Source organism: Rhizobium sp. RU36D (genome assembly GCF_900176345.1).
In the GTDB taxonomy this organism is placed as follows: domain Bacteria; phylum Pseudomonadota; class Alphaproteobacteria; order Rhizobiales; family Rhizobiaceae; genus Allorhizobium.
The window spans coordinates 294,177-309,386 of sequence record NZ_FWXU01000005.1 but is presented as its reverse complement, the minus strand read 5'-3'; the positions used below and the strand labels follow the sequence as shown (position 1 = coordinate 309,386).

Here is a 15,210-nt window from a genome sequence, read left to right as displayed (position 1 = left end):
GGAGGCTTCCGCGGTCTGCACGCCCCAGCCCATCATCACGGCAGAGAACTCGCCCTTGTTGCCCTTGGTGTTAATGGCGGAGAACGGAACGGCGTCCACTTCCGTGCGGATGCCGATGCGGGTGAGCATCTGGGCGATGGCCTGGGCCACCCGCTCGTCGTTCAAAAGACGGTTGTTCGGCGTGCCGAGCACCAGGCGGAAGCCATCGGGATAGCCAGCTTCGGCCAACAGCTTCTTGGCGGCCTCCTGATCAAAGGGCACGTTTTCCAGCGCGGGATCGAAGCCCATCATCTGGTCGGTCGCCATGTTGTTCGTGGGATAGGCAAGGCCCATCATCAACCGCTCGCTGATCGCCTTGCGGTCGATGGCCATGTTGATGGCACGGCGCACACGCACATCCTGCAGTGGGTTTTTGGCGATGGCCGAACCATCGGCAGCGCTGACGCCCGGCGAGGTTTCGCGGCCGCTGTCCAGGAACAGGAAGATCATGCGATGGGTTTTCTTTGCGCCATAGACGAGATCGGGATTGGCCTTGACCTTCTCGATATCGGGCGTCGGCACGTTTTCGATCGCATTGACGTCGCCGGAGAGCAGCGCGGTCATGCGGCTGCCGTCATTCGGCATGAAGCGGATGGTGACATTGTCCCAATCCGGCTTGCCGCCCCAATAGCCATCGAACTTGCTCATGACAACGCGGTCGTCGGGCGTGTAGCTGACAAACTTGTAGGGGCCGGTGCCGACCATGTGTTCCGGCGTTGCGAACTTGTCGCTGGTGATGCCTTCGCTGGCCTTCTTGCTGACGATGAAGACCGAGGTGAGGTCGGCCGGCAGCAGCGGATAGGGCTTTGCCGTAATCAGCCGGATCGTCTGCGGGTCAACAATCTCCGTCTTGACGATGGCACGCGTATAGATCGCGAAGCTCGACGGGCTGTTCTGGATCGTGTTGGGGCGCTGCAGGGACCAGGCAACATCCTCTACGGTCAGATCGCTGCCGTCCTGGAACTTGGCGGCCTGCAGCTTGAACTCCCAGGTGGTGTCGTCGACCTTGGTCCAGGACTTGGCAAGCCCGGGCACGATGCGGCTGTCCGCATCCATCTGGGTGAGGGTCTCGAACATGTTGCGGGCAACCGCGATGTTCTGGCTGGCATTATGGAAATGCGGGTCCATCGACGTCGCCGACGAACTGTAGGCGAGGTTGAGGTCGGCCGCCCAGGCTGCCGTTATGGGCAGGAGGCCGGCCAGCAAGGTAGCGGTCGCAAGCTTGCGCAGCATGGAATTATGGATGTGGGCTGATACGCGCATGATCTGTTCCCTTTTATAGACAATGGTCTGTTTTATGTCTCTTGTAGCGGACATATGATCGTTATAAGGATAGTTTAAGTTTATAATTTAACGACTGTCAACATCTGGGGAGCAAGATGAACATCAGGGCGCGGGGGACGGATCGACTTCTGGATGTGCTGGACCTGATCATGGTGCAGCAGCAACCGCTGACGCGGAATGCAATCGCCGCCGCGCTGGGAGCGCCGCGATCGACGGTCTATGGGATCATCGACATCCTGCTGGAGCGTGGCTTTGTCGATCAGGTAGGCTCCGAAGGCCTGATCCTCCCCGGCCGCCGCTGCGGGCTTCTCGGCCTTGCCTATGATCGCAGCGCCCCGCTCGCCCGCCAGGCCAGGGAGATCATCGGCGACCTGGCTGTCGCAACCGGCGAGGTGGTCGAACTCGATGTCCTGCAGGACTGGAAGCAGTTGATCTTATTATCCCGCTCGGGGCGCGGCCATATCTACAGGGCGGCTGCTGAGGGATCACTTTTTCCGCTGCCCAGCACGGCAGCAGCACGATTTCTCTTGGAAAGCTACGATGTGGAGACGCTGCGGCGTTCGATACCCGCAGCCGATTTCGTCATCCCGACAGGCTCCGCCTCATCGCCCGAATTGCTGCATGCCGAAGCCGCAAGTGCCCGGCAGCAAGGCTACTGGATCACGCGCGGGCTGGTCGATCCCTATGTCGCCTGCGTCACGGCACCGGTCCGAAATCGCGATGGGCGTTGCCTCGGTGTCGTTTGCCTCGTTGTTCCCCTGCCGGAAATCGACCGGCTCGAAAAGGACTATGTCGCGGCCACCATGGAGACCGCGGCAAAGCTCAGCGCCTGTTGCGCGCTGTTGCGCAACCCGAGTTTCTGAAGTCTTGCCAAACTGACGTGTCAGACGGAAGCCAAAGCCGTCCATCCGTGGATGCCGATATAGATCCCGACCACGATGATCAGCAGGCCGGAAACATTGGGCGCCCGGCGGGCAAGCCCGTTGAACCATGTCCAGCGGGAACGCGCGTGCCGCACGCTGAGCGCGGCAAGCGTGCCGACCGTGACCAAGGTGATGGCGAGACCGATCGAGAAGCACAGGACAAGCGTGAAACCGAGCGTGATCTCCTTCAACTGCAGGCACAGCAGCAACACGGTGATCGCAGCCGGGCAGGGGATGAGGCCACCGGTCAGGCCGAATAGCGCAATCTGCCAGTTCGTGACATTGCCATCCGAAAACCGACGCCTGATGTCGTTGGCATGCGCCATTTCGTGCGCATCCTGATAGCCGTCGGTGGCCACCTCAAGTCCATGTTGATGCTCATGCAGGTGATCGTGGCCGTGACCTTCCACATAGGAAAGGTCGTAGTCATGGCTATGACCGCCATGGCCAAGGCTTAGGCGGGCCATGAAGGCGTGCGGTTCCGGAATCGCCGTGGTCGACTCCAGATATGCGCCACGATCCGCAAACACAAAGCGTTCGGTCGAGCCGTCTGGCCGCTCCGTCGTGATGGTGACCTCACTGGCCTGCCAGTGATGGCCGCGCTCCTGGCGCAATCGCCAGACCGGTGCCGCGCCCTCATGCTCCCAGATTTCTACCGACACCACGCCGTGGCCGGTATCAACAATGCGGCGGTTACCGTGATCATGATGGTGGTGGTGGTCATCACCATCCGCAGCCATGGCACGCTGCTGGTCACGCCGTGTTTGCCACAGCATCCAGCAGGCCATGGCGATGATGATGACGGCGGACAGCAACTGGAAATATGGCTCCAGCGTCGCCGTATCCATGCCGCGCCACAGATGCATTCCGACAAAGGCGATGCCCCAGACAACGGCCGTGTGGGACAGGGTCGCCGCCAGGCCCAGGAGAAAGGCCTGCCCCACAGTACCTCTGATCGCGACAATGAAAGCGGCCATCAGGGTCTTCGAGTGGCCGGGTTCCAGCCCGTGCAAGGCGCCCAGCAGGATGGCACTCGGTATGAAGAGCCAGGCATGCGCCGAGCCCTGGCGGATCAACTCGGCAAATTCTGGCATGGCGAAATCCTCAGAGATATCTAGCGATCGTCTTGAACTCGTCGATCTGCTGGCGCTGATCCAGCGCGAGCGCGCCAACCGTATGCTCAAGACAGTGATCCAGATGATCCTGGATCAGTGTCCGTTTGGCATTGGTGATCGCCTTCTCTACCGCATGAAGTTGTTGTGCGATGTCAAGGCAGGGGCGGCCCTCTTCGATCATGGAGATCACGCTCTTGAGGTGGCCTTCGGCGCGTTTCAGCCGCTTGACGATATCAGGATGCGTTTCGTGTCGATGTGGTTCCATAGGCAATATCCTATCCTCCTGGAGGGGATCTGTAAACAACCGAGAGTGCCATTCCGGTTTTCGAGTGAGAAAATGCCGAGGAATGGCCTCGGCAGACAGATTGCGGGAGAGAATTCAGGCTACAAGCGAGAACGTTGCCTGGATCACCAAGGCAGCAGACGCAGCATGCGGTGTCGCAACTCCACCTCGTTGGTGACACTTGCCGCATCCGCCATGAACACCGCCAGCCAAAGGCCAACGGCGGCGTGATGGATCATGCTCAACTGGGGCTCGTGCCGGGTCTCAAGATGCCGGGCCAGGCACTGCATCAGCCAGTCCGACCAGAGCGCGTATAATCGTGGTTCCCGCATCATCGTGAAGGACTGCGCCTGGGCGATACCCAAGCCGCCGCCGTGACGCTCCGACAGGATGAGATCAACATAGGCCCTGGCGAAGCGACCGGAGATGATCTTGTCGGCCGACATCCGCCGTTCCAGTTCCTGCGACAGAAGATCAAGTCGCTCGGAAAACGTGTTGTCTTCCGCAACGGGGCCGATCCCGCCCCTGTCTTTTCCGACTTGAGGAGATGCCACCAATGAGGGTGACGCTGGCTGTGGCTCGCTCCGCTCTTCATCGTCCCTGGGGGGACTTAGGTGCCAGATGCAGGCCTGACCAAAACTCATCGTCAACTTCCCTTGTGTCTCGGCCGGAAAGCAGCGCAGCCATCAAAATCCCAAGCGCCATCCATCCAACCGGGTGGTTGAAACAGCACCTGGAGTCCTGAAGACTTCGACTGTCGTGGAGACAGCGCCCGGAGTACCAACCGGGCAACATTTTCGGCAAAGCGGTAGGTAATCTGCGATGGCGCGCTATTCAAGATTTGCTGCGAACAAATTTTCCGTGATAGGATCGTAAGCGGAAATTTCTTCTGCCTCAGCGAGGGTCCAGCGCAATAGAAGCATGGTTTTCCACCGCTTTAGGTCGCTCGCTGCCGATTTATTGGCCAGAGGCGCCGCTTGACACATTTTTGAGCACCCAATAACAATCTGAACCAGTTGGTAAAAAAAGGGGAACTCGATAATGACTGCCAAATTCATGATGAACCGGCGCACCGTTCTCGCGTCCGGCCTTGCTCTCGGGGCAGCAGCCTTTGCCCCCTTCGCCCGCGCAGCCGCGATCAAGGTTGCCGGCATTCACGGCTCCCCCGTGGAGAATGCCTGGAACTCGGTGCTGCACAAGGCGCTGCAGGAAGCTGCCGCTGAAGGCGCCATCGAATATGTCTTCTCCGAAGGCGTGTCGGGCACGGACTACCCCCGCGCCATGCGGGAATATGCCGAGCAGGGCGCCAAGCTGATCATCGGCGAGACTTTTCCGGTTGAAAAGCAGGCGCGCGAGGTTGCCGCCGACTATCCGGAAACAGCCTTTGTCATGGGCTCCAGCGGCAAGGAAGCCGGCGACAATTTCGGCGTGTTCGGCACGTGGAATTTCGACGGCGCTTACCTCGCCGGTATGCTCGCGGGCAAGATGACCAAGTCCAATGTCGTGGGCTCCGTCGGCGCGATGCCGATCCCGGAGGTCAACATGCTGATCAACGCCTTTGCCCAGGGCGTGAAGGCGGTCAATCCCGACGCCAAGCATCTGGTCACCTTTATCGGCACATTCTTCGATCCGCCGAAGGCGCGCGAGGCTGGCCTTGCCCAGATCGACGCAGGCGCCGACATTCTGTTTGGTGAGCGCATCGGCACCGCCGACGCCGCCAAGGAGCGCGGCATCAAGTCCGTGGGCTCGCTGATCGACTATACGCCGCGCTACCCGGAAACCGTTTTCGCCAATGCCTTGTGGAATTTCCGCCCGATCCTGAATGCCGCCCTGGCGGATGTGGCAGCCGGCAAGCCCACGGGCCGCGACTACACGGCTTACGGCCTGATGAAAGAAGGCGGCAGCGACATCGTCTTCGTCAAGGGTGTAGCCCCGGCCGATGCGGAAGCCGCGATGGAGGCCAAGCGCGCTGAAATCAAGGCCGGCACCTTCGAGGTTCCAAAGATCATGGACGAGCCGAAGTAACCGGCGCGACGATGCAACACGACGCAACGTCGTTGGCTGAGGCGATCAGAAACGGTCGCCTCAGTGCCGTGGAGGCGGTGCAGGCATCGCTCGATCAGGCGGAGCGCCATGCCGGTCTCGGTGCCATCGCGCATCTCGATCCTGACCTGGGTCTGAAGGCCGCGCGCGGCATGGATGAACGCCTGGCTGCGTCAGACACCAACACCATGCCTTTCGCCGGCGTGCCGAGCCTTGCCAAGGATCTCGGAGGTCCATTTTCAGGCCTGCCGGTTGCGGCCGGCTCCGGTATGCTGGATCGCCTGAACGCGCAGTCCGATTCCGATCTCGCGGCACGACTGCGATCAACCGGCCTATGCTTCTTCGGATTGACGACCGTTCCGGAGATGGGCTTGTCGCTGTCGAGCGAACCGGCGGCGGGCCCCATCTGTCGCAATCCGCTTGACCCAGAACTGACACCTGGCGGGTCCTCCGGGGGTGCCGCCGCAGCCGTCGCGGCCGGTATCGTCGCCATCGCCCATGCCACCGATGCAGGGGGCTCCATTCGTGTTCCCGCCGCCTGCTGCGGACTTGTCGGCCTGAAGGCAACGCGCGGCGTGATGCCCGCCGGCCCGGGCTTTGGCAACCACCTCGGTGGGATAGCCAGCGAACTAGCGATCTGCCGGTCGGCGCGCGATCTGGCGACGGTGTTCCACGCCGCAGCTGGTCACGCGCAGGGCCCGTTCGCCGACCCGCTGATGACGACAGCCAAGGCAGGTACACTCCGCATCGGGCTTGTCAGTGATTGCGGGGATTTTGATATTGATTCCGAGCGCTTCGCCGCCGTCGAGGCCGCCGCGAAAGCACTTGAAACCGAGGGGCACGCGATCCTGCCGATCTCTTGGGGCCGCCTGGAAAAAAGCGTCGCCGCCAGCGGTCGCGCCTTGGCCGATATCATCGCGGTCAACCTGGCAAACTTTGTTGACGACGCAAATCTTGACGCCGACAGGGCGGAACCCCTCACCCAGGCCTTCATCCGCCGCGGCAAGGCCATGAGTGCCCAATCGCTCTGGGCAACGCTGGATGCCGGAGTTCACGCCGGCCGTGCGATATGGGAGATTTTCCAGGACGTCGATTGCCTGGTGACACCGATGCTCTCCGGTCCGCCCTTGCCGCTCGGCTCCTTTCCATTCGATCATGACGACACCGATTTGCAGATTGCCCGGATGGCCGCCTTTGCGCCGCTGGCATCGCTCGCGAACATCACCGGTTTTCCGGCCATAACCTTGCCCTTTGGCGCAGACGCACGCGGCCTGCCGCTGCCGGTGCAGATCATGGCGCCGATGGGCGATGACCTCTTGCTGCTGTCGCTTGCAAGCCGGCTGGAAAAAGAGGACCGTTGGCACCATCGCTTTCCCGTGGCGGGGCTCTCCACATGACCGCACCAGTTCTTGAAATTTCCGGCGTCAGCAAGCGTTTCGGCAGCAACCTCGCCAATGACCAGATCTCCATGACCCTCGCCAAGGGCGAGGTTGTCGCGATGCTTGGGGAAAACGGGGCCGGAAAGACGACCCTGATGAGCATCCTGTTCGGCCATTATGTCCCGGATTCGGGCCGTGTGCTGATCGACGGTCAGGAATTGCCGCCCGGAAAACCCCGAGCGGCCATCCGCGCCGGCATCGGCATGGTGCATCAGCATTTCTCGCTGGCGCCAAACCTGACGGTGCTGGAAAATGTCATGACCGGCACGGAAAGCCTGTGGCAGCTTCGCTCCGGGACAGACAAGGCCCGCCGCAAGCTCAAGGATATCTCCGATCGCTTCGGCTTGACGGTGGACCCAGATGCGCGCCTCGCTGACCTGTCCGTGGGCGAATGGCAACGGGTGGAAATCCTGAAAGCCCTCTACAACGAGGCCCGGATACTGGTGCTGGATGAGCCCACCGCCGTCCTGACCAACCTGGAGGCCGAGAAACTGTTTTCGACGCTGAAGGACATGGCGCGGGAAGGGCTGTCGCTGATTTTCATTTCCCACAAGCTGGACGAGGTCATGGCCGCGGCCGACCGCATCGTCGTGCTTCGAGGCGGCAAGAAAGTGGCCGAACGCTTGAAGAGCGAAACGAACAAGGCCGAGCTTGCCGAACTGATGGTTGGCCGTCGGGTGGCAAGGCCGGTGCGGGAAGCGTCGACGCCGGGCGACATCGTGCTGGAAGCGGCCGGCGTCACCGTACGGTCCGGCGGGGTGGACCGGCTGAAACAGATCGATTTTCGCCTGAGGGCCGGCGAAGTGCTCGGCATCATCGGCGTGTCCGGAAACGGTCAGTCGACCCTGGCGCAACTGCTCTCCGGCACGGCGAAGCGAACGGCCGGCGATCTGCTGCTCTTCGGCAGCCCGGTCGGCGATCTCGATGTCGCGACCGTGGTCAAGGCCGGCATCGGTCGCATCCCCGAGGATCGCAACAAGGAAGGCGTGATCGGCGAAATGGCGATCTGGGAAAACGCCATTCTGGAGCGCCTGCCGCAGTTTTCCCGCCATGGCTTGATCGATCGTGCCGCCGGCTTGCGCCTTGCCCGGCAGATTATCGACGGCTTCGACGTGCGCGGCGGGGAGCCCACGTCCCGCATTCGCCTGCTTTCCGGTGGCAATATGCAGAAGCTGATCCTGGGGCGCAACCTGATCGAACATCCGCGCATCCTTCTGGCTGCCCAGCCGGCGCGGGGGCTGGACGAGGGCGCGGTGGCCGCCGTGCATGAGCGCATTCTTGAAGCGCGCCGGCAGGGCACGGCGGTTCTGCTGATCTCCGAGGACCTTGACGAGGTCATGCAATTGGCTGACCGCATCCAGGCCATCGTCAATGGCAGGCTTTCGCCTCCGGTTTCGGCGGACCAGGCGGATGCAAGACAACTTGGCCTGATGATGGCCGGCGACTGGGGCCAGGGCAGCGAGGTGGCGCATGCGCTTTGAACGACGCGAGCATCGCCCGCTGGCCCTGGTGGTCGCAACGCCGCTTCTGGCCGTCGTGGCGGCGCTGGCCATCTCCGGCGTGCTGATCGCCATGGCCGGCGCGCCGGTGTTAGAAGCCTATTGGCGCATCCTCGTCGGCGCCTTCGGCTCGCGCCTATCGGCCACGGAAACCCTGACGCGCGCCGCGCCATTGATGCTGACCGGGCTTGCCGCTGCCGTCGCCTTCCGCGCCCGGCTGTGGAATATCGGCGCCGAAGGCCAGTTCTATCTCGGTGCCATCGCCGTTGCCGCCGCCAGTTCGCAGATGCTCGGCGGTTTGCCCTCGGCGGTGCAAATACCGCTGCTGCTGGTCATCGGCGCGGTCGCCGGCATGGTCCTTCTGCTGATCCCGCTTTGGCTGCGGCTGCGCTTCTCGGTCGATGAAGTCGTGACAACCCTGCTCCTGAACTTCGTGGCGGTGCTGTTCGTGTCGATGTTGATCGACACCGTGCTGAAGGACCCCATGGCCTTCGGCTGGCCGCAATCCCAGTCCGTGGCCGACGATGCCATGCTGCCGAAGCTGCTTGCCCGGTCGCGCCTGCATATCGGCATCGTCATCGCCATCGTGCTGGCCATCATTCTGCATTGGGTGCAGTCGCGCACCGTGTTCGGCATGCAGTCTCGCGCGGCCGGCCTCAACCCGGCGGGTGCCACATTCGCCGGCGTGCCGCTGGGTGCCACCTTGGTCAAGGTCGCCTGCATCTCGGGCGGACTGGCCGGACTTGCAGGCGCCGTCGAGGTCATGGGCGTGCAGGGCTATGTCACGACGACCTTGTCGCCGGGCTATGGCTATTCCGGCATCGTCGTCGCCATGCTGGCCAATCTCCACCCGCTCGGCGTCGTGCTGGCGGCGCTGTTTACCGCCACCATGTTCGTCGGTGCCGATGGCATGAGCCGCAGCATGGGCATCCCCACCTACATCGCCGATGTCACCGTGGCGCTGTCGCTGCTCAGCACGCTGATTGCCCTGTTCTTCACGCAATACAGGATCCGCCGATGAGTGCCGTGTTCGACATTCTCGCGTCAGCCGGCCTGTGGGCCGCGGTGCTGCGCATTGCCACACCGCTGATCCTCGGTACGCTCGGTGCGCTGCTCTGCGAGCGCTCTGGCGTGCTCAATCTCGGCATCGAAGGCATCATGACTTTCGGCGCGATGATCGGCTGGCTCAGCGTCTATAATGGCGCCGACCTGTGGACCGGCCTGTTGATTGCCGCCATTTCGGGCGGCGTCTTCGGCCTACTGCATGCAGGCCTCACGGTCACGCTCGGCCTGTCGCAGCACGTCTCGGGGCTGGGTGTCACGCTGTTTGCCTCAAGCTTCAGCTATTATGTGTTCCGGCTGCTGGTGCCGGTGGCGGGCACGCCGCCGACGATCGAGCCCTTCGCGCCGATCGATATCCCAGGGCTCAGCGATCTGCCATTCATCGGGCCAGCCTTCTTCACCCAGACGCCACCGACCTATCTCGCCATCATCATGGCCGTCCTGCTGGGTTACATCATCTTCCGCTCGCCGCTCGGTCTCGCTATCAGGGTGACCGGAGAAAACCCCCATGCGGCGGAAGCGCAGGGCATCAACCCGATGATCATCCGATACGGTGCCGTGATCGCCGGCAGCGCGCTGATGGGCATGGCGGGCGCCTTCCTGACACTCTCGGCCTTCAACAGCTTCTTTCCGACGATGGTCCAGGGGCGCGGCTGGATCTGTATCGCGCTCGTGGTCTTCGCCTCCTGGCGTCCTGGCCGGGCGCTGCTCGGCGCCCTGCTGTTTGCCTTCTTCGACGGCTTCCAGCTCCGGCTCCAGACTGTTCTGAGCGGCGTCGTTCCCTATCAGCTCTTCCTGATGATACCCTACATCCTGTCGATCGCGGCACTGGCCGTGATGGCGCGTCGCGCCCGCGTGCCGCAGGCTCTGATGCAACCCTACAGGCGCGGCGAGCGCTAGAGCATGTCCAGGAAAAGCGGATACCGGTTTTCCGTCCGGACATGCGACAACAAGAAACTGCGCGGCGAGCGCTAAAAACCGATATCACGAGGATCCTATGTTCGATCTCATCATCCGCAACGCCAACCTTCCAGACGGTCGCCAGGGCTTCGACATCGGCATATCAGGTTGCAAGATCACCGCCATCGAGAAGACGCTTCCCGCCGCATCCGGCGAAGAACTCGATGCGACCGGTCGCCTTGTCAGCCCGCCCTTCTGCGATCCGCATTTCCACATGGACGCGACCCTGTCGCTGGGCATGCCACGCATGAATGTCTCAGGTACGCTGCTGGAAGGCATCGCGCTCTGGGGCGAGTTGCGCCCGCTGCTGACGAAGGAAGCGCTTGTCGATCGCGCCCTACGCTATTGCGACATGGCGGTGAGCCAGGGGCTGCTCTACATCCGCAGCCATGTCGACACATCGGATCCCCGCCTGGTTACCGCCGAAGCCCTGATCGAAGTGCGTGAGCGGGTGGCGCCCTATATCACCCTGCAACTCGTCGCCTTTCCGCAGGACGGCTATTACCGCGCACCCGAAGGCGTCGCATCGCTGGAACGGGCGCTGGACATGGGCATCGACATCGTCGGCGGCATTCCGCATTTCGAGCGGACGATGGAGGACGGCGCGCGCTCTATGGAGGCGCTGTGCCGCATCGCCGCCGAACGCGGATTGCCGGTCGACATCCATTGCGACGAGACCGACGATCCGATGTCGCGCCATATCGAGTCGCTTGCGGCGCAGACCATCCGCTTCGGCCTGCAGGGCCGGGTGGCGGGATCGCATCTCACCTCGATGCATTCCATGGACAACTACTATGTCTCCAAGCTCATCCCGCTGATGGCGGAGGCCGAAATCAACGTCATCCCGAACCCGCTGATCAACATCATGCTGCAGGGGCGCCACGACACCTATCCGAAGCGCCGCGGCATGACCCGCGTGCGCGAACTGATGGCGGCGGGGCTGAACGTCTCGTTCGGCCAGGACTGCACCATGGATCCCTGGTATTCGATGGGCTCCGCGGACATGCTGGAAGTCGGCCATATGGCCATCCATGTGGCGCAGATGGGCGGGATCGAGGACAAGAAGAAGATCTTCGATGCGCTGACCATCAATAGCGCCAAGACCATGGGCCTGGAAGGCTATGGCCTTGATATCGGCTGCAATGCCGATCTGGTGGTGCTGCAGGCGGCTGACGTGATCGAGGCGCTGCGCTTGAAACCGACCCGGCTTGCGGTACTCAAGGCGGGCAAGGTCATTTCGCGGACAGCGCCGCGCATTTCGCAGCTCTTTCTTGATGAACGGCCGCAGCAGATCGACATTGGCGCGGATTACGTCCCGAGGGTGTGAGACGAGAGATATAGCGCCTCACGCCACCTCCCGGTGCTTCGTCTTATTTGTCTTTGGCAGCTCGACCGGAGGCTCCCTGGTGATCATCTGGATCTGCTTTGCCAGCCAGTCCACGAACACCCGGACCTTGTTGGAGAGATGCCGTGTCTGGGGATAGACCACGTAGAGCGGCAGGGGGTCGCGATCCCATTCCGGCAGGATTTTCACGAGATCACCACGCTCCACGGCCTCGCGCACCATGAAGCGCGGCGCCTGGATAACGCCGATTCCCGACAGCGCGGCGTTGACATAGGTGCGGCTGTCATTGACGGACACGATGTAGCGGGGGGCGATTTCGATCTCTTCTTCGCCCTTGCGAAACTCCATCGGCAGCACCCGGCCGGATTGAGCGTTGAGGTAGCCAACGGAGAAATGCGTCTCCTCAAGGTCCTGGGGATGGCGAGGCGCGCCAAAATTCTCGATGTAGAAAGGCGAGGCATAAGTCTGCATCGGCAGTTCGCCGACCTTTCTCGATATCAGCGAGAGGTCGGTCGGGGTCCCGCCACGCAGCGCGCAATCGACGTTTTCGGCGATGTAGTCGACCAGGCGGTCGCCGACACCGATATCGAGCTGGATCTGCGGGTAGCGCTGGTAGAAGTCGCAGATATTGGGAATGACAACGAGATCGGCAAAGGCCCCGGCCATCTCGACCCGCAGCCGTCCGGACGGCTGGGTCTGCGAGTTGGACAGGCTGCCGTCGAGTTCATCGAGTTCGGACAGAATCTGCATCGCGCGCTCGTAGTAGAGCGCTCCATCCGTGGTCACCATCACGCGCCGCGTGGTGCGATTGAGGAGCGTGGTGCGCAGATGCCGCTCCAGGCTCTGGACCAGATTGGTCACCGTCGTCTTAGGCATATTGAGGGTCGCGGCCGCGCGGGTGAAATTTCCCGTTTCCACGACGCGCACAAAGGCCCGCATTGCCGAAAGCTGATCCATGGCTCATTCTCGCTGCGCCGCACCATTGTTCCGGATTTTGGAACAGTGATGACGAATTTCTGTGACTTGTATGATTTTAGCAGAACAATAATATCAAAGGCAAGGAAGACGGCAGCCGTCTCTCGCTTACTAGGGATCAAAGCCGCGGTTTTTCAATGATGGCGTCGTGGGAAAACATATCGATTACCGATTGCCGGACCACGCATGTACCGATGCGGCTTTACGACGGGACGGCAAAGGGAAAGTCTCCGCCGCTTGTGCTCTATCTGCGGGGAGGGGCCTTCCTCAACGAGGAGCGTGGCACGTCGGAGCAGGCAGTTGCGCGTGTTCTGGCAGATGCCGGAGCCGTGGTTCTGGAAGCCGATTACGGCAGCACGTCGCAATGCGTGTTTCCCAAGGCCATGGAACACGCGTTCACGGCGCTGCAGTGCCTGAATGCCAGGCGCAAGCAGTTTGGCAGTGGCAAATCGCTGCTGCTGGTGATGGGCGAGGAGGCGGGCGGCAATGTCGCGGCCGGCGTGGCCCTCAAGGCGCGAGACCTGATGCCGAACGAGCTTGGCGGGCAGATCCTTCTGTCGCCGATGATCGACCCCATGATGTCGAGCACGTCGTTTCGCAAGGCGGACGACATTGGCATGCGGGAGCGGTGGTCTGACGGCTGGAGCCATTACCTCGGCTCCTCCTCGGGATTTCGTCATCCCTATGCCGCACCTTGCCTCTGTTCGAGGCTATCAGGCGTGGCGCCAGCGCTGATCGTCACGTCAGAGGACGATCCGCTGCGCGATGAGACGCTCGGATATGCGGACCGCCTTGCCGATGCCGGCGTGACAGTTCGCAAACGCATTTACCCGGCCGGATCCGGCTGGACAGACATTTACAGACATGGCGAAGGCCCATGGAAAACGGCACTTTGCGCCGAATTCAACGCCTTCGTGCAGGAATTGAGTTCATAGCTTGACGTACAGGACTGCAAAAATCGGCCAGCCTTCCAGGCCGTAAGGAGACCAAAATGACATCGAAGATCAAGAACTGGGCCCTGTGGGGCACCGGACTGGGTACGGCTGCGCTGATCGCAGCGGGCTCGCTGTATCCGAACCTGCCGCGCGGCGCCAACGCAGCATCCGAAACGACGAGCGCCGCCCCGGCGCCGACACCGGCAATCCCGGTGACGGTGGCCTCTGTCGCGCCGCGCACCGTCACCATCTGGCAGGACTTTTCCGGCCGGCTGGAGGCAATCGAGCGCGTGCAGATCCGCTCGCGGGTCGCAGGTGCCGTACAATCCACGCATTTTCGTGAGGGCGGACTGGTCAAGGCGGGCGATCTGCTCGTGACCATCGATCCCGCTCCCTATGCCGCCGAGGCCGCCCGCGCCGAGGGGCAGGTGGCGTCGGCCCAGGCGCGCGTCGATCTCGCCTGGACCGAGCTTGAACGGGGGCGCAATCTCTCCGCCCGGAACACCATTTCGCAAAGCGACCTGGCGCAGCGCGAAAGCGCCCACCGTGAAGCCTTGGCGGCCTTGCAGTCTGCCAACGCACAGCTCAAGGCGGCACAGCTGAACCTCGACTATACCGAGATCCGCGCGCCGATCTCGGGCCGCGTCGGCAAGCTCGAAATCAATGTCGGCAACCTCGTGGCGGCCGGATCGGCCTCGACCCCGCTGACGACGCTGATTTCGGCAGACCCGATCTATGCGAGCTTCGATGCCAGCGAAGAGCTTGTCGGCACCATCCTCGCCGACCTGCCGATCGAAAACGGCGTGCCCGCGATCGAGCGGGTTCCCGTGGAAATCGGCACGCTGGCAGACGACGGCACGCCGATCAAGGGCAAGCTGCAGTTGATCGACAACGAGGTGAACAGCTCGACCGGCACGATACGGCTGCGCGCAGTCTTCGACAATCCGGATGGCAGGCTGCTTCCCGGGCAATTCGTCCGGGTGCGCATGGGCCAGCCGAAAGCGGCCGATGAGCTGATGGTAAGCGAACGCGCCATCGGCACCGACCAGGACAAGAAATTTGTGCTGGTGGTCGATGAGGCCAACACCGTCCAGTATCGTCAGATCGCGCTGGGTGCGGCAATCGAAGGCGAGCGGGTGGTCGAGAGCGGTCTTGCCGCCGGTGAGCGCATCGTTGTCAACGGCCTGCAGCGGGTTCGTCCCGGGGTCGTCGTGGCGCCACAGACCGAAGGCCAGGTGGCGCAACAGTAGAACTTTCCCTCGTCGGGCTCCCGATACCTTCCACGGGAGCATCGGCGCCGGGCGAGGA

At 62.4% G+C, this 15,210-nt stretch carries 14 protein-coding genes; 9 read left to right on the top strand and 5 right to left on the bottom strand.

The genetic code is table 11. The features are described from left to right. Positions 1-1,302: ABC transporter substrate-binding protein (locus B9A97_RS09060; protein ID WP_084364945.1), on the bottom strand; the 1,302-nt coding region annotated here is incomplete at its 3' end. A gap of 116 nt (positions 1,303-1,418) precedes the next feature. On the opposite strand from B9A97_RS09060, the gene B9A97_RS09055 reads away from it, so the two are divergent. Continuing rightward, positions 1,419-2,186: an IclR family transcriptional regulator gene (locus B9A97_RS09055; protein ID WP_084364943.1), complete on the top strand. Its 768-nt coding sequence runs from the start codon at positions 1,419-1,421 to the stop codon at positions 2,184-2,186. A gap of 20 nt (positions 2,187-2,206) precedes the next feature. Here the strand turns inward: B9A97_RS09055 and B9A97_RS09050 are convergent, their stop codons facing one another. From B9A97_RS09050 to B9A97_RS09040, 3 genes are all read right to left on the bottom strand, one after another. Beyond that, positions 2,207-3,340 (bottom strand): nickel/cobalt efflux transporter, encoded by a 1,134-nt coding sequence (locus B9A97_RS09050; RefSeq protein ID WP_084364941.1) that lies wholly within the window; start codon positions 3,338-3,340, stop codon positions 2,207-2,209. A gap of 10 nt (positions 3,341-3,350) precedes the next feature. Beyond that, on the bottom strand, positions 3,351-3,626 hold the full coding sequence (locus tag B9A97_RS09045) for a metal-sensing transcriptional repressor (protein ID WP_084364939.1): 276 nt from the start codon (positions 3,624-3,626) through the stop codon (positions 3,351-3,353). A 143-nt stretch (positions 3,627-3,769) separates the two neighbouring features. Beyond that, positions 3,770-4,198: a hypothetical protein gene (locus tag B9A97_RS09040; RefSeq protein WP_143530375.1), complete on the bottom strand. Its 429-nt coding sequence runs from the start codon at positions 4,196-4,198 to the stop codon at positions 3,770-3,772. Positions 4,199-4,685: 487 nt separating this feature from the next. Between B9A97_RS09040 and B9A97_RS09035 the strand changes: the two genes are divergently transcribed. The 6 genes from B9A97_RS09035 (at position 4,686) to B9A97_RS09010 (ending at position 11,974) form a co-directional block, all read left to right on the top strand. Then, positions 4,686-5,669 (top strand): BMP family protein, encoded by a 984-nt coding sequence (locus B9A97_RS09035; protein WP_084364935.1) that lies wholly within the window; start codon positions 4,686-4,688, stop codon positions 5,667-5,669. 11 nt (positions 5,670-5,680) lie between these two features. Further along, positions 5,681-7,084, top strand: a complete 1,404-nt coding sequence (locus B9A97_RS09030) for an amidase (RefSeq protein WP_084364933.1) — start codon at positions 5,681-5,683, stop codon at positions 7,082-7,084. Continuing rightward, a complete protein-coding gene (locus B9A97_RS09025) occupies positions 7,081-8,607 on the top strand; it encodes an ABC transporter ATP-binding protein (protein ID WP_084364932.1) in 1,527 nt (508 codons plus the stop codon). The genes B9A97_RS09030 and B9A97_RS09025 overlap by 4 nt, the downstream gene beginning before the upstream one ends. Further along, on the top strand, positions 8,597-9,646 hold the full coding sequence (locus B9A97_RS09020; protein WP_084364930.1) for an ABC transporter permease: 1,050 nt from the start codon (positions 8,597-8,599) through the stop codon (positions 9,644-9,646). The genes B9A97_RS09025 and B9A97_RS09020 overlap by 11 nt, the downstream gene beginning before the upstream one ends. Further along, complete coding sequence (locus B9A97_RS09015) at positions 9,643-10,587, top strand: ABC transporter permease (protein ID WP_084364928.1); 945 nt, start codon at positions 9,643-9,645, stop codon at positions 10,585-10,587. The genes B9A97_RS09020 and B9A97_RS09015 overlap by 4 nt, the downstream gene beginning before the upstream one ends. Positions 10,588-10,684: 97 nt before the next feature. Beyond that, positions 10,685-11,974: an amidohydrolase family protein gene (locus tag B9A97_RS09010; RefSeq protein ID WP_084364926.1), complete on the top strand. Its 1,290-nt coding sequence runs from the start codon at positions 10,685-10,687 to the stop codon at positions 11,972-11,974. Positions 11,975-11,992: 18 nt separating this feature from the next. Here B9A97_RS09010 and B9A97_RS09005 read toward each other — a convergent pair whose 3' ends face one another. Next, the gene (locus B9A97_RS09005) at positions 11,993-12,949 is read right to left on the bottom strand and encodes a LysR family transcriptional regulator (RefSeq protein WP_084364924.1); all 957 of its coding nucleotides are present in this window, start codon (positions 12,947-12,949) and stop codon (positions 11,993-11,995) included. A 155-nt stretch (positions 12,950-13,104) separates the two neighbouring features. On the opposite strand from B9A97_RS09005, the gene B9A97_RS09000 reads away from it, so the two are divergent. Next, complete coding sequence (locus tag B9A97_RS09000; protein WP_084364922.1) at positions 13,105-13,902, top strand: alpha/beta hydrolase fold domain-containing protein; 798 nt, start codon at positions 13,105-13,107, stop codon at positions 13,900-13,902. Positions 13,903-13,958: 56 nt separating this feature from the next. Further along, positions 13,959-15,152 (top strand): efflux RND transporter periplasmic adaptor subunit, encoded by a 1,194-nt coding sequence (locus B9A97_RS08995; protein ID WP_084364920.1) that lies wholly within the window; start codon positions 13,959-13,961, stop codon positions 15,150-15,152. Positions 15,153-15,210 lie beyond the last annotated feature (58 nt).

Bases quoted from the DNA above. Each gene is read 5' to 3' on its own strand.
- B9A97_RS09055 (WP_084364943.1), top strand. From the start codon at position 1,419: ATGAACATCAGGGCGCGGGGGACGGATCGACTTCTGGATGTGCTGGAC.
- B9A97_RS09050 (WP_084364941.1), bottom strand. From the start codon at position 3,340: ATGCCAGAATTTGCCGAGTTGATCCGCCAGGGCTCGGCGCATGCCTGG.
- B9A97_RS09045 (WP_084364939.1), bottom strand. From the start codon at position 3,626: ATGGAACCACATCGACACGAAACGCATCCTGATATCGTCAAGCGGCTG.
- B9A97_RS09035 (WP_084364935.1), top strand. From the start codon at position 4,686: ATGACTGCCAAATTCATGATGAACCGGCGCACCGTTCTCGCGTCCGGC.
- B9A97_RS09030 (WP_084364933.1), top strand. From the start codon at position 5,681: ATGCAACACGACGCAACGTCGTTGGCTGAGGCGATCAGAAACGGTCGC.
- B9A97_RS09025 (WP_084364932.1), top strand. From the start codon at position 7,081: ATGACCGCACCAGTTCTTGAAATTTCCGGCGTCAGCAAGCGTTTCGGC.
- B9A97_RS09020 (WP_084364930.1), top strand. From the start codon at position 8,597: ATGCGCTTTGAACGACGCGAGCATCGCCCGCTGGCCCTGGTGGTCGCA.
- B9A97_RS09015 (WP_084364928.1), top strand. From the start codon at position 9,643: ATGAGTGCCGTGTTCGACATTCTCGCGTCAGCCGGCCTGTGGGCCGCG.
- B9A97_RS09010 (WP_084364926.1), top strand. From the start codon at position 10,685: ATGTTCGATCTCATCATCCGCAACGCCAACCTTCCAGACGGTCGCCAG.
- B9A97_RS09005 (WP_084364924.1), bottom strand. From the start codon at position 12,949: ATGGATCAGCTTTCGGCAATGCGGGCCTTTGTGCGCGTCGTGGAAACG.
- B9A97_RS09000 (WP_084364922.1), top strand. From the start codon at position 13,105: ATGATGGCGTCGTGGGAAAACATATCGATTACCGATTGCCGGACCACG.
- B9A97_RS08995 (WP_084364920.1), top strand. From the start codon at position 13,959: ATGACATCGAAGATCAAGAACTGGGCCCTGTGGGGCACCGGACTGGGT.